Origin of the sequence: Vibrio sp. 10N.247.310.23 (assembly GCF_041467155.1) — a bacterium.
Taxonomy (GTDB): Bacteria; Pseudomonadota; Gammaproteobacteria; order Enterobacterales; family Vibrionaceae; genus Vibrio; species Vibrio crassostreae_C.
This window is the reverse complement of sequence record NZ_JBFSTZ010000011.1, coordinates 96927-111232: the sequence shown is the minus strand read 5'-3', so window position 1 is coordinate 111232 and position 14306 is coordinate 96927. Positions and strand designations below refer to the sequence as shown.

At 44.5% G+C, this 14306-nt stretch carries 12 protein-coding genes and 1 pseudogene; 4 read left to right on the top strand and 9 right to left on the bottom strand.

Going from position 1 to position 14306, the window contains the following annotated elements; translation table 11 throughout:
* Positions 1 to 62: 62 nt before the first annotated feature.
* The 3 genes from AB6D93_RS10695 to AB6D93_RS10685 all read left to right on the top strand — a co-directional run bounded on the left by AB6D93_RS10695 (position 63) and on the right by AB6D93_RS10685 (position 3623).
* The gene (locus AB6D93_RS10695) at positions 63 to 1295 is read left to right on the top strand and encodes a pyridoxal phosphate-dependent aminotransferase (RefSeq protein ID WP_017060166.1); all 1233 of its coding nucleotides are present in this window, start codon (positions 63 to 65) and stop codon (positions 1293 to 1295) included.
* 344 nt (positions 1296 to 1639) lie between these two features.
* Positions 1640 to 2224, top strand: coding sequence for a 5'-deoxynucleotidase (gene yfbR / locus AB6D93_RS10690; protein ID WP_017060613.1), 585 nt, complete (start codon positions 1640 to 1642; stop codon positions 2222 to 2224).
* A 55-nt stretch (positions 2225 to 2279) separates the two neighbouring features.
* Positions 2280 to 3623: an anti-phage deoxyguanosine triphosphatase gene (locus tag AB6D93_RS10685; RefSeq protein WP_017060614.1), complete on the top strand. Its 1344-nt coding sequence runs from the start codon at positions 2280 to 2282 to the stop codon at positions 3621 to 3623.
* A 26-nt stretch (positions 3624 to 3649) separates the two neighbouring features.
* Here the strand turns inward: AB6D93_RS10685 and AB6D93_RS10680 are convergent, their stop codons facing one another.
* Positions 3650 to 4249, bottom strand: a complete 600-nt coding sequence (locus AB6D93_RS10680) for a tRNA-uridine aminocarboxypropyltransferase (RefSeq protein ID WP_017060615.1) — start codon at positions 4247 to 4249, stop codon at positions 3650 to 3652.
* A 9-nt stretch (positions 4250 to 4258) separates the two neighbouring features.
* On the opposite strand from AB6D93_RS10680, the gene rrtA reads away from it, so the two are divergent.
* Positions 4259 to 4807 carry a rhombosortase gene (gene rrtA / locus AB6D93_RS10675; protein WP_017060616.1) on the top strand — a complete coding sequence of 183 codons (549 nt, stop codon included), beginning with the start codon at positions 4259 to 4261 and terminating at the stop codon, positions 4805 to 4807.
* Here the strand turns inward: rrtA and AB6D93_RS10670 are convergent.
* The 8 genes and pseudogenes from AB6D93_RS10670 to AB6D93_RS10635 form a co-directional block, all read right to left on the bottom strand.
* Entirely contained in the window at positions 4798 to 5097 is a 300-nt protein-coding gene (locus AB6D93_RS10670; RefSeq protein WP_017060617.1) for a helix-hairpin-helix domain-containing protein, read from the bottom strand. The two genes, rrtA and AB6D93_RS10670, sit on opposite strands and share 10 nt — an antisense overlap.
* Before the next feature lie 224 nt (positions 5098 to 5321).
* Complete coding sequence (gene ppiD / locus AB6D93_RS10665; RefSeq protein ID WP_017060618.1) at positions 5322 to 7187, bottom strand: peptidylprolyl isomerase; 1866 nt, start codon at positions 7185 to 7187, stop codon at positions 5322 to 5324.
* Between the two features lie 218 nt (positions 7188 to 7405).
* Entirely contained in the window at positions 7406 to 7699 is a 294-nt protein-coding gene (locus AB6D93_RS10660; RefSeq protein ID WP_012604504.1) for an HU family DNA-binding protein, read from the bottom strand.
* A 168-nt stretch (positions 7700 to 7867) separates the two neighbouring features.
* Positions 7868 to 10219 carry an endopeptidase La gene (lon, locus tag AB6D93_RS10655; protein ID WP_017060619.1) on the bottom strand — a complete coding sequence of 784 codons (2352 nt, stop codon included), beginning with the start codon at positions 10217 to 10219 and terminating at the stop codon, positions 7868 to 7870.
* Positions 10220 to 10351: 132 nt separating this feature from the next.
* Positions 10352 to 11632 carry an ATP-dependent protease ATP-binding subunit ClpX gene (clpX, locus tag AB6D93_RS10650; RefSeq protein ID WP_009847283.1) on the bottom strand — a complete coding sequence of 427 codons (1281 nt, stop codon included), beginning with the start codon at positions 11630 to 11632 and terminating at the stop codon, positions 10352 to 10354.
* An 81-nt stretch (positions 11633 to 11713) separates the two neighbouring features.
* Complete coding sequence (clpP, locus tag AB6D93_RS10645) at positions 11714 to 12340, bottom strand: ATP-dependent Clp endopeptidase proteolytic subunit ClpP (RefSeq protein WP_004736080.1); 627 nt, start codon at positions 12338 to 12340, stop codon at positions 11714 to 11716.
* A 105-nt stretch (positions 12341 to 12445) separates the two neighbouring features.
* Entirely contained in the window at positions 12446 to 13744 is a 1299-nt protein-coding gene (tig, locus tag AB6D93_RS10640; RefSeq protein ID WP_017065881.1) for a trigger factor, read from the bottom strand.
* Between the two features lie 294 nt (positions 13745 to 14038).
* A pseudogene (locus AB6D93_RS10635) lies at positions 14039 to 14221 on the bottom strand (hypothetical protein); the annotation flags it as partial.
* Positions 14222 to 14306 lie beyond the last annotated feature (85 nt).

Here is a 14306-nt window from a genome sequence, read left to right as displayed (position 1 = left end):
CTATCAAACGCCATTTTGCGGTACTTTAATAAAGTATTTAAATTAATTTCAGGAAATCGGCAATGCAAAATATCGGGATGTCGTCAAAACTCAACAGCGTATGCTACGAAATCAGGGGGCCTGTACTCAAACATGCTAAGCGCATGGAAGAAGAAGGGCATAAAATACTGAAGCTTAATATTGGTAACCCCGCCCCATTTGGTTTTGACGCCCCTGATGAAATCCTTGTTGACGTAATCCGTAACCTACCGACATCTCAAGGTTACTGCGACTCAAAAGGCATCTATTCAGCCCGCAAAGCGGTTGTTCAGCACTACCAGAAAAAAGGCCTACGTAACCTTGATGTAGAAGACGTTTACATTGGTAACGGCGCATCAGAGCTTATCGTTATGTCTATGCAAGCGCTACTGGATAATGGTGATGAAATCTTAGTTCCCGCTCCGGATTACCCACTATGGACAGCGTCTGTTGCGCTTTCTGGTGGTACACCGGTTCACTACATGTGTGATGAAGATGCTGATTGGTATCCAGATTTAGACGACATGCGCGCGAAGATCTCACCAAAGACGCGCGGCATCGTTCTTATCAACCCGAACAACCCAACAGGCGCGGTATACAGCCGTGATTTCCTATTACAAGTGGTTGAGATTGCTCGTGAGCACGGTTTGATCATCTTCGCCGATGAAATCTACGACAAAGTACTTTACGACGGTGCGGTACACACTTCAGTGGCAACGCTTGCTGAAGACGTATTAATGGTCACGTTCAACGGCCTATCTAAAGCTTACCGTGTATGTGGTTTCCGTGGTGGTTGGATGTTCTTAACAGGCCCTAAACACCTAGCGAAAGGCTATGTAGAAGGGCTAGAAATGCTGGCCTCAATGCGTTTGTGTGCCAACGTTCCGATGCAACACGCTATCCAAACCGCACTAGGTGGCTATCAGAGTATCAATGAGCTGATTCTTCCAGGCGGTCGACTGCTTGAACAGCGTGACCGTGCATGGGAACTGATCAACAAGATCCCTGGCGTTTCTTGTGTGAAACCGAAAGGTGCAATGTACCTGTTCCCTAAAATCGACACCAACATGTACAACATCAAAGACGATCAGAAGTTTGTACTCGACTTCCTTAAGCAAGAGAAGGTGCTATTGGTTCAAGGTACGGGCTTCAATTGGCCGAAACCGGATCACTTCCGTATCGTGACTCTGCCGCACATCGAAGATCTAGAAATCGCAATTGGTCGTTTAGAGCGCTTCTTACAGACTTACAGCCAAGACGACCTCATCGAAGGTTAATTAACACAAAGAAAGATGACTACAATTTGCTGTTTTAAAAGACTTTAACTTGTAATCAATCACTTCTATGCTTAAAGGGCTCCTGTTTGGGAGCCTTTTTTGTATCCGCTGTCTCGTATCCCTGTGCAAACACAAGATACGAGTGGAGTATTGTTTATACCAATCACAGTAAGTAAGTGTTCAGAAATAGCGTAGGGAAAAAGCTTGAGAACAAGGCAGCTATTTTCGACAAGCAGCTTCGATAAGTAGTTATTCTACAATCAAAAATTCTAACATAGTTATCGAGTTTTTTAACAAGCTAGGATGACCAGTTATTTACTACGATTGGTACTATAAGGACATTTATGAAACAGAGCCATTTCTTTGCCCATCTCGCACGCATGAAGCTAATTCAACGCTGGCCCCTGATGCGTTCGGTATCAAGCGAGAACATTTCAGAACATAGCCTACAGGTTGCTTTCGTGGCACACGCCTTGGCACTGATCAAAAACAAGAAGTTTGATGGTCAGCTTAACCCCGAGCACATTGCTCTGCTTGGCATGTACCACGACACCAGTGAGGTACTGACGGGTGATTTGCCAACGCCAGTTAAATACTACAACCCGGATATTGCACAAGAGTATAAGAAGATAGAAGCCGCGGCAGAACAAAGACTGCTTTCGATGTTGCCAGAAGAGTTCAGAGACGACTTCGCCCCCTTCTTAATATCTGGTACTGCGAGTAAAGAAGAGCAAAGCATCGTCAAGCAGGCAGATACTATCTGTGCGTACCTGAAATGCTTGGAAGAGCTCAGTGCGGGCAATCATGAATACGAGCAAGCCAAGCGCCGATTGGAAGAGACACTCGAACAACGCAAAAGCCCAGAAATGGACTACTTTCTCACCACATTCGCACCGAGCTTTGAATTATCACTAGACGAGATAAGCTAGCTGGGTATAAGTTGTTTTTAATTAGCTAAATAAAATCAATTTGATAGGTGCTATTTTGAATTCTCAACTCGAACCACCCTTTGTACTCGAACAAGAATGGCAGCATCGAAATGACGATGAACATAAAATAAGACGGGATGACCACCGCAGCCCGTATCAGCGTGACCGTGCGCGCGTGCTTCACTCTGCTGCTTTCCGTCGCTTACAAGCGAAAACCCAGATCCATGGCACCACGGTCAACGACTTTCACCGAACGCGCCTTACCCACTCTCTTGAGGCCGCTCAGCTTGGCACCGGTATCGTCGCTCAACTGAAGAAAAAGCAGCCCGAATTTCGAGACCTATTACCCTCAGACAGTTTGATTGATTCACTGTGTTTGGCTCACGACATCGGTCACCCACCCTATGGACATGGCGGCGAAGTCGCACTCAACTACATGATGCGCGACCACGGCGGCTTTGAGGGCAACGCTCAAACGTTTCGCATAGTCACACAGCTAGAACCTTACACTGAACATCACGGGATGAACCTATCTCGACGCACTTTGTTAGGTCTAATTAAGTACCCTTCTCTGCTGAGTGAGGTTCAAGCTAAATTGCAGTCTGAACCCGTTAAGCATCAACGACAACTCCGAGCTAAAGATTGGATGCCAGCAAAAGGCATCTACGATCATGATGAAGAGTTGTTTAACTGGGTGCTTGAACCGCTTTCAAGCAGCGACCAACAGCTCCTAAAACAGAAAAGAAAAACGCATACCGAGCCACTTGAGCACAACAAGACCAAATATAAGTCACTGGATTGTTCGATCATGGAACTTGCTGACGACATCGCGTATGGCGTGCACGATTTAGAAGATGCGATTGTGCTTGGCTCTGTGACCAAAGCTCAGTGGGTCGAATCGGCTTACCCTCAACTGAAAGAGATGGCCGACCCATGGATTTGTGAACACCTAGATTCAATTACAGAGATGCTTTTCTCTGGTGAACAGTATCGTCGAAAGGATGCGATTGGTGGGATAGTCAACGCACTGTTGACCAGTATCTCGATTAAGCGAGTGGAGGCTAACTTTGAGAATGTACTGTTGGCTTACAATGCGGTGCTCGAGCCGAGCATGGACGGCACACTCGATAAGCTGAAACACTTTGTCAGCGAGTTCGTTATTCAAGTGCCACAGGTTCAGGTCATCGAATACAAAGGTCAACAGATCATCATGGATATGTTTGAAGCATTCAGCGCAGATCCTGAACGCTTGCTGCCACTGCCCATCAAGAAGCAATGGCTACAACATCAAGATGAGTCTCGAAAAATGCGCGTGATAGCCGATTACATTTCATCGATGACTGATGATCTTGCGCAGAAAATGCATCAGCAACTGTTCTCAGCTCATACCGAGTTTTAATTCCTGACTCACTTTACTAAAACGGCTTAATCTAAGTAGTTTTTCTCAAACACGCCCGGCGGCATTTGATTGATTTGAAACTGAATCATTTGGTCAAATGCCGTTAGCAAAGGGCTAAAGTCGCCATCACGCTCTAACAAGCTAAGTAAATGATAGCCAGCTTCAACGGTTGAAAGGCTATTTTCACTGGGTGCTTTGCGAATTCGGTAATTACCCTTGAGATCTTTAGGTAAATGAACCGTGTTCAACGCATGCAAGTTACTCGATACTTGCCACATCTTGAATGCTTTCTTCCACGTGCCATCCAATAAAATCACACGCAGCTTCTTATTGGGAGATGTCGCCGACTCAACTGAAACAGAGTTTTCGCTTGGGTATAAAATCACATGTTGATACTGTTCATCGCACAACAATGCGTTGAGTTGTTCGTTGTCTGAAAAGTCTTCGCCAACAAACGTCACGCTGTTATTAAGAGATAACGAGAGAATACGCGCTGTTCCCATCGGACGATGCTCTTCTGATGGGTGCTGAAGAATGATAAGCTCAACATTCGATTCGAGTGGTGTAACCCACTGACAAATACAAGCTTTCAAAGCCTTGCTGCATTGGGGGCAATAACGAGACATGGATTTAATGTGTACCCTGTTTTAATTTTCATTTCACTTTTATGCGTCTTATTCCAATTTGAGCCAATACAAGCTTGGGTCGTTTGGGATAGCAATGCGATTGCCGATGGGCAATGGTGGCGAATCCTAACAGGAAACTTTTCACATACCAACTACTCGCATCTTCTGATGAATCTAGCAGGCTTGTGGATCATCAGCTACCTGTTTCAACCGAGTAAAAAACAGCTTGTTGTTGCTTTGCTTGTGATCAGTTTAGTGACTGGCGTCGCTCTGTTGTTTTCAAGTATTCAGATCTACGTTGGCCTATCGGGCACTTTGCATGGGTTGTTTGGCTTATTCGCGCTCAGAGAGGCTTTAAACGGCAGGAAGTCTAGTTGGCTGTTAGTATTCGGATTAGTCGCTAAAATCGCTTGGGAGCAGCTTATTGGCCCTTCTAGCACGACTGGTGAACTGATTAATGCTCGTATCGCGATTGAAGCCCACCTAGCAGGTGCATTGGCCGGAGGCTTCATATCTATCGCTTCATTTCTAACAAGTAGAAAAACGGGTCAAAGTTGAATTCTTTCGCGGTTCTTTTCAACCGTCGCTTCACCTATCCCTTTGACACTCACCAAATCATCAGCAGTAGTAAATGCCCCGTTCTGATCTCTGTAATCGACGATTTCTTTGGCTTTCTTGTCACCCACGCCAACCAATAGTGCTGAAAGTTCTTCTGCCGTCGCGGTATTGATGTTGACCGTAATCTCAATGCCTTCGTAAAGCTCAGCCTTGGTTGGGCTGTCTGCAAACACGGCAGGGCTTAAGAGCATCAGAAATGAAAGAATTAGTGTTGAATATATCGTGCGCATAAATAGTTCCTTTGTTCAAAAAACGTAACTTATGCATTTGCCGCGCTAGATAACACAATCACCAGATAAAAATAAAGCGGATCACCTAAGTGACCCGCTTCGTTATACATCTTATTTTCATCAGCTTGTTTGTTGGCTCACAAATCTGAATTAAAGCCTAACAATCACGTGTTGATTTCAGTAGTAAGCTCTAACTTGAGCTTGCTACTGAGGTAATCAAACGCTTACTGACCTTGACCCACTACGTAGTATTCAACGTCTGCGTTTTTACGAAGTACGTTTAATACGTTAGTCAGGTCTTGCTGGTTACCAACTCGCTCCAACTGTGCACCAATTTGAGTGCTGTAGGCTGGGTTGATCTCAGCCGTTACTTTAGAAAGCTCAACAACAACGATATTACCGTCTTGGTCTTTAGATTGACCGAACACAGCTTGACCTGCTTCTGGTTTCGCTAGAGCGAATACAGATGCCGCTAATGGCGAGTTACGGTCAATCGTTTCAAGTTCAGTGAACTCAAGGTTGTTGTCCGCTAGTACTGCTTCATTGCCTTGCTCAAGTTCGTTCACTAGAGAAACACCTAGCTCAACCGCTTGCTGCTCTGCTTGTACAGCAGACAGTGCAGCGACAACTTGATCTTTCACTTCAGCTAGAGGAAGAACTGTCTCATCACGAGTCTCTTCTACACGAACAACAATTACGTGCTCAGGTGCAACTTCGATAACTTCCGAGTTTAGACCGTCTTCTTTCACTTCAGGGCTCAAGATAGCTTGCATAACTGCAGGCGTCATCAGAACTTCTGGAGCGTCAACTTGAGAGATGAAATCTGTCGTTGTGATCTTCGCGTTGATAGCTTCTGCAGAATCATCTAGAGAATCTGGGAATTCAAACGCTACTTTTTCTAGCTCAGTTTGTTGCTCGTAGAACTGATCAACTGCGTGTTGGTCTAGAAGCTCTGTCTTAATCTCTGCCGCTACTTCAGTGTAAGGCTGAGCTTGAGACGCTTTTAGTTCGTCTAGCTTGATGATGTGGTAGCCGAAATCAGATTTAACTAGGCCAGTCGTATCACCAATATTCTCAAGAGCGAAAGCCGCATCTTCGAATGCTGGGTCCATAACGTCGCGTTCAATCCAACCTAAATCACCACCAACATCTGCACTACCGAAGTCGTCAGATTTCTCTTCCGCTAGCGTAGCAAAATCAGCGCCTGCATTTAGCTCGTCTAGGATTGCCTGAGCTTTCGCTTCGTCATCGCCTTGAACTAGGATGTGGCTAACTTTACGTTGCTCTTCCGTTGAGTACTTGTCTAGGTGCTCTTGGTAGTATTTCTGTGCTTCTTCATCGCTTACTTCAAGCTGAGACTTAAGCGCTTCAGCAGAAAGCTCAATGTAAGATACCTTAGCTTGCTCTGGACGAGTGTAAGCTGCTGGGTTCTCTTGGTAGTACTGTTCGATTTGCTCGTCAGTTAACTCGATGTCTTTTGCAAGGTCAGCAACAGACAGTGTCACTGTGCGAATGTCACGAGTTTGTGCGATAAGCTTGCTCTGAGTATCGATTTCGCCCTGAAGAACGAATTCACTGCCTTGAAGTGCAGTCACAAGCTGGTTGCGCATTAGGTCACGACGCATGTATTCAGCGAAGCTCTCTGCGCTGAAACCTGCACGACGTAGTGCCGATTGGTAAACTTCTTGGTCGAATTGACCCGCCGTTTGGAACTGAGGCATTTCTAGAATCATGGTGCGGATTTGAGAATCACTGATTCGTAGGCCTAGAGACTCAGCTTGCTGCTCAAGCAGTACGTCATTGATCATGCGATCAAGTACTGATTTACGGAAAGACTCTACGTAAGCAGGGTCTGCAAGCATTTGCGCGAAGTAATCGCCAAGTTGAGACTGCATACGATTACGTTCGTTTTGGTAAGCCTGTTCGAACTCACCACGAGCAATTTCTGTGTTGCCAACTTTAGCTGCTGCGTTGTTACCGCCACCGGTGATGTAGCTGCCTACACCTGCGAATACGAATGACAGGATAATCAACCCAAGGATAATTTTTACCGCGATGCTATTCACGCCTTCGCGTAATCGATCCATCATAATTTAAGTGCTCTCCGGATATGAAGCATTGGCTTCAAAATAAAAATCTATTCACGCGATATTATCAGAAAAAGAAATGCGCATCAGTAGGATGCGCATAATTTAAATAAGTTCAATGTGCTTTGTACACATACTGTTTAAGAATGAAACATCATTTTTCAAACAGTAAACGCATTTTACTGCCTTCCCCTCTTAAATGGAGGTTTCAGCAGTGAAAATTAGTTACATGCGTCTTTAAGTGCTTTACCCGCTTTGAAGCCAGGTACTTTAGCTTCTGCGATTTGGATCTCTTCACCAGTTTTTGGGTTACGACCTGTACGAGCAGCACGAGTACGAACACTGAAAGTACCAAAGCCAACAAGTGCAACTTGGTCACCAGATTGTAGCGTTGTGCCAACTGCTTCGATGAATGCGTCTAGAGCGCGGCCAGCTGAAGCTTTAGAGATGTCTGCGTTTTCTGCGATTGATTCTACTAGTTGTGTTTTATTCACTGTTTTTCCCCTATGTGTCATCTGTGACTACTTCTGATGACTGTACGTTCCATTTTGGTTTTAATTTAGCCGCAAGCCTTATTGCAAAAGGGCTGCCGCTTTGATCAATAACTTAGCGTCCAAAAAAAACGCTGACAAGCCTTTTCGGGCCTATCAGCGTAATTCTTTACTTATTTTTGCTATGCATCACTATTTTTTCACGTCAAACTCGACCCCTGACGGATCTCGTTCTAGCGCGACTTTGAGTACTTCATCAATCCACTGAACCGGGATCACCTTCAAGTCAGCGATTACGTTGTCTGGAATCTCTTCCAAATCACGCTCATTGTCTTTAGGGATCAGTACAGTTTTGATGCCGCCACGGTGTGCAGCAAGCAGTTTTTCTTTCAAGCCACCGATAGGTAAAACTTCACCACGAAGGGTAATTTCACCTGTCATACCGACCTCTGCTTTAACCGGGTTACCCGTCAAGCTAGAGACAAGTGCAGTACACATTGCGATACCCGCACTCGGGCCATCTTTCGGTGTAGCACCTTCTGGTACGTGAACGTGAATGTCACGTTTTTCGTAGAAATCTGAGTTGATACCCAGTTTTTCAGCACGAGAACGAACCACTGTCATTGCCGCTTGAATCGACTCTTTCATCACGTCGCCAAGTGAGCCAGTTTGCGTTAGCTTACCTTTGCCCGGCATTGCTTCGGTCTCGATAGTCAGTAGATCACCACCCACTTGAGTCCACGCTAGGCCTGTTACTTGACCGATACGGTTGCTTTCATCCGCTTTACCGAAGTCGTGGCGTTGAACACCTAAGTACTCTTTCAGGTTATCAATGTTAACCGTTACAGACTTAAGATCGCTGTCTAGCAAGATGTTCTTCACTGCTTTACGACAGATCTTTGAGATTTCACGCTCTAGGCTACGTACACCCGCTTCACGCGTGTAGTAACGAATGATGCCGATGATTGCAGAGTCTTCAATCTCAATTTCATGAGGCTTAAGACCGTTGCGTTGAACTTGCTTGTCCAGTAAATGGCTCTTAGCAATGTTCAGCTTCTCATCTTCTGTGTAACCAGATAGACGAATCACTTCCATACGGTCCAGTAGAGGCCCAGGAATGTCCATCGAGTTCGATGTTGCCACGAACATAACATCTGACAGATCGTAATCTACTTCTAGGTAGTGATCGTTAAATGCGTTGTTTTGTTCTGGATCTAGAACTTCTAGAAGTGCTGAAGATGGGTCGCCACGCATATCAGAAGACATCTTATCGATCTCATCTAATAGGAACAGTGGGTTCTTAACACCAACTTTAGACATCTTCTGGATCAGTTTACCCGGAAGTGAACCGATGTACGTACGACGGTGACCACGAATCTCAGCTTCATCACGAACGCCACCAAGTGCCATACGCGTGTACTTACGACCCGTTGCCGCAGCAATCGAACGACCTAGCGAGGTTTTACCTACACCAGGAGGACCAACAAGACAAAGGATTGGGCCTTTTAGCTTGTTGATACGGTTTTGTACTGCCAAGTATTCAAGAATACGTTCTTTAACACGCTCTAAGCCGTAGTGGTCTTCGTTTAAGATCTCTTCCGCTTTCGCTAGATTCTTTTTCACTTTTGAACGCTTAGCCCAAGGAACGCCCACCATCCAATCAATGTAGCTACGTACTACTGTTGCTTCAGCAGACATTGGCGACATCATTTTCAGTTTTTGCAGTTCTTGCTCGGTTTTTTCACGAGCTTCTTGAGGCATCTTAGAGTCTTCGATCTTCTTCTTCAGAGTCTCGAATTCATCAGGAGCGTCGTCCATCTCGCCAAGTTCTTTCTGAATCGCTTTCATTTGCTCATTCAGGTAGTACTCACGCTGAGATTTTTCCATTTGCTTCTTAACGCGGCCACGAATGCGTTTTTCAACTTGCAAGATGTCAATTTCTGACTCCATTTGGCCCATCAAGAATTCCAGACGTTCAGTCACATCTAAGATTTCTAGAACGTGCTGCTTGTCTACCAGTTTAAGTGGCATGTGTGCAGCAATCGTATCAGCAAGGCGAGCTGCCTCATCAATACCGTTCAGAGATGTTAGAACTTCTGGTGGAATCTTTTTGTTCAGCTTAATAAAGCCTTCGAATTGATTGATCGCGCTGCGAACAACCACTTCTTGTTCTTTTTCGTCAAGTTCTGAGGTTACAACGTATTCTGCGTCCGCTAAGAAAAACTCACTTTCTTTGAATTGGTGAATTTTTGCACGCTGCTGACCTTCGACAAGCACTTTAACAGTACCATCAGGGAGCTTTAGTAACTGAAGAATGGTAGCGACAGTACCTACTTTAAATAGGTCGTCAATTGAAGGCTCATCAGTGTCCGCTTCTTTCTGCGCTACAAGTAGTACTTGTTTGTTAGCTTCCATTGCCGATTCAAGGCAAGTAATCGATTTTTCACGACCAACAAACAATGGAATAACCATGTGTGGGTAAACCACTACATCACGTAGAGGTAGCACGGGGATTTCGATACGCTCGGAACGTTCCAAGTTCATATATTTCTCTCTTCCGCTTTAACTTATAAAGCAGTATATGGGGCTTAAACGACTGGATTCAATGGAAGAATAAAAAAAAGGAGGTAATTGCTTACCTCCTTTTTCAATTTGAGTGACTTGTCTAAAAAAGACCTACTCTGCAACAGCTGCTTGGTTATCTGAGTTGCTGTAAATTAATAGTGGTTCTGACTCACCATTAATTACCGACTCATCAATCACAACCTTGCTTACATCAGTTGAAGATGGCAGTTCGTACATAGTTTCTAGTAGAACACCCTCCAAGATAGAACGTAGACCACGAGCACCTGTTTTACGGTTCATTGCTTTCTTAGCAATGGCACGTAAAGCATCTTCACGGAATTCTAACTCTGTATCCTCAAGCTCAAATAATGCTGCGTACTGTTTTGTAAGTGCATTCTTTGGCTCACATAGGATTTGGATTAGCGCTTCTTCATCAAGCTCTGTCAGTGTTGTTGTCACAGGTAGACGACCAATGAATTCTGGAATCAGACCATATTTCACTAGATCTTCAGGTTCTACTTGAGTGAACAATTCACCGATAGTTTTGGTTTCATCTTTTGAACGCACTTCTGCGCCAAAGCCGATACCTGAACCTGTTTCTACACGCTGTTCAATCACTTTATCTAGGCCTGCAAACGCACCACCACAGATAAATAAGATCTTAGACGTGTCCACTTGCAAGAACTCTTGCTGTGGATGCTTACGACCACCTTGAGGTGGAACTGAAGCTACTGTACCTTCAACAAGTTTTAGTAGAGCTTGCTGTACACCTTCACCAGACACGTCACGCGTGATTGATGGGTTTTCAGCTTTACGAGAAATCTTGTCGATTTCATCGATGTAAACAATGCCGCGTTCCGCTTTCGCTACGTCGTAATCACATTTCTGAAGCAACTTCTGGATGATGTTTTCAACATCTTCGCCCACGTAACCCGCTTCGGTTAGTGTTGTTGCGTCTGCCATTGTGAAAGGAACGTCTAGGAAACGAGCCAATGTTTCAGCCAGTAGTGTTTTACCACTACCAGTAGGACCGATAAGAAGAATGTTACTCTTACCTAGCTCTACGCCTTCAGCTGTCGTATCACCATTACGTAAACGCTTGTAGTGGTTATAAACTGCAACTGCTAGCACTTTCTTCGCGTATTCTTGACCGATTACATAGTCGTCAAGATGCTCACGAATCTCACGCGGCGTTGGCAGCGATTCCGATTCTTTCTTAGGAAGAACATCTTTAATTTCTTCACGAATAATGTCGTTACAAAGATCGACACATTCATCACAAATGTAAACAGAAGGACCTGCGATTAACTTGCGAACTTCGTGTTGGCTTTTGCCACAGAAAGAGCAGTAAAGCAGTTTACCGCTACCACCCTCTTTGCTTTTATCTGTCATTCGCTAACCTCTTAGCCTTAACTCTCTATGCTTGAGTGTATATCAATTTGAATCACTTTGCGTTAAACAATTGCCCTGCAATTATTGACCGCGGTGATTAAGAACTGAATCCACCAAGCCGTATTCTACTGCTTGATCAGCAGACATGAAGTTATCACGATCTGTATCGCGCTCAACAACTTCTAGAGGCTGACCAGTGTGCTCTGCCAATAGTTTGTTTAGCTTTTGTTTGATCGTTAGGATCTCTTGCGCGTGAATTTGAATATCAGACGCTTGGCCTTGGAAGCCGCCAAGTGGCTGGTGAATCATTACACGTGAGTTTGGAAGCACGTGACGCTTACCAGGAGTACCACCCGCTAGTAAGAATGCACCCATAGAGCAAGCTTGACCCATACATACTGTGCTCACGTTTGGCTTGATGAACTGCATTGTGTCGTAGATAGACATGCCTGCTGTTACGCTACCGCCAGGTGAGTTGATGTAAAGATAGATATCTTTGTCTGGGTTTTCTGATTCCAAGAAAAGCAGTTGAGCCACGACAAGATTTGCCATGTGGTCTTCCACTTGACCTGTTAAGAAAATGATACGTTCTTTTAATAGACGAGAATAAATATCGTAAGAACGTTCACCACGGGAAGTCTGTTCAACCACCATAGGAACTAGTGCGTCCATAATCGATGGCATTGTATTTTTTTCTTGGTAGCTCATATTCTTATGTCCCTAAAATAAATGGCCCGAATGATTAAATCATACGGACCATTGTTAGCAGAATTGTTGACCGTACGTCAACCTTCTACGTCAGATATTACTATATTAAGCAGGTTGCTGATTCATTAGCTCGTTGAAGCTAACTTCTTTATCAGAAACTTGAGCTTTAGCGATGATTGCATCAATAGCTTGCTCTTCTAGAGCAACGTTGCGCATGTTGTTCATCATTTGCTCGTTTTGCTCGTAGTAAGCAATAACTTCTGTTGGATCTTCGTATGCTGTAGCCATCTCTTCGATGATAGCTTTAACTTTCTCGTCGTCAGCTTTTAGCTCTTCAGTCTTGATTACTTCACCAAGTAGAAGACCTACAACTACGCGACGTTTAGCTTGCTCTTCGAACAGCTCACGTGGAAGTTGGTCAGCAGCTTCAGTGTTGCCACCGAAACGTTGAGCAGCTTGTTGACGTAGAACACCGATCTCTTGATCGATTAGAGCAGAAGGTACGTCGATGTTGTTTTCGTTAACTAGACCGTCGATAGCTTGCTCTTTGATGCGGTTCTTAACAGCTTGCTTAAGCTCACGCTCCATGTTCTTACGAACTTCAGCTTTAAGACCTTCAACGCCGTCAGTTGCGCCGAACTTAGCAACGAATTCTTCGTTTAGTTCTGGAAGTTCACGAGCTTCAACTTTGTTCAGCTTGATAGAGAACTTAGCTGCTTTACCTTTTAGGTTTTCAGCGTGGTAATCTTCTGGGAAGTTTACGTCGATTTCGAATTCCATACCTGCTGTTTTACCAACGATACCGTCTTCGAAGCCAGGGATCATGCGACCAGCGCCCATCTCTAGTGGGAAGTTCTCAGCTTTGCCGCCTTCAAACTCTTCACCGTCGATAGAACCAACGAAGTCGATAGTTGCACGAGAACCAGCGTCAGCAGCAGCTTCAACTTCAGTCCAAGTTGCTTGTTGCTTACGTAGAGTTTCGATCATCTCTTCAACGTCAGCTTCTTTAACTTCTACTGCTGGTTTCTCAACAGTGATGTTTTCTAGACCTTTCAGCTCAACTTCTGGGTAAACTTCAAAAGTTGCGTTGAATACTAGGTCAGCGCCTTCGTTGTTTTCAACTGGTGCGAAAGTAGGTGCGCCAGCTGGGTTGATTTTCTCTTTAACGATCGCTTCGATGAAGTGACGTTGCATTACTTCGCCCATCACGTCTTGACGTACTGCTTTGCCGTACATTTTAGCAACCATCTTCATTGGCACTTTGCCTTTACGGAAACCATCGAAACGACGGTTTTTCGCGATGTTGCGTAGTTCAGCTGTAACTGCATCTTCGATGTTAGCAGCAGGAACAGTAATATTAAGACGGCGCTCTAGGCCTTCTAGCGTTTCAACAGTAACTTGCATTATATAAACCTCAAAACTGGCTCAGTAATCTGAGCATATGAGCCGTAACTTAGCTTTAATTCAAAAGCAGACGTTGTTGGCTGCATCCTTGTGTAGTGCTCTATCCGAACACCTAATTTAAAATCGAGCATTGATGTCTGAATTGATTATTCAACCAAACACCAGACTAATCAGCGATATCTTCGTTCTTCACACGTCGATTAAAACGCAATAAAGCTTGTTTTCAGAAACAAGAAAGGTATCTCCGATTAGCCTCAGGACAGAAATTTTAGACGCGACATTCTAGCGATCTGTTTAATCTCTGTCGAGCCGTTCACCTCTGCATGATGATGAATGCTCTAAATTCGTCCAACTAAGTGATACAAAAACGATCAAATCATCACTTAGCACAACAGAAATGGGGACAATAGCGACTTTTTCAAGGGAATCGAGGGCTTTTTTTGCTAAAAACCTTAAAAAGAGATCTTGCTCTTGTTTTACCCCTCAGAGTCGATAACTTTTTCAACAATCCCCGTTACAAACCCTTAACCTACATCCATCTGTTCACTCTCTGCTTTCAGCA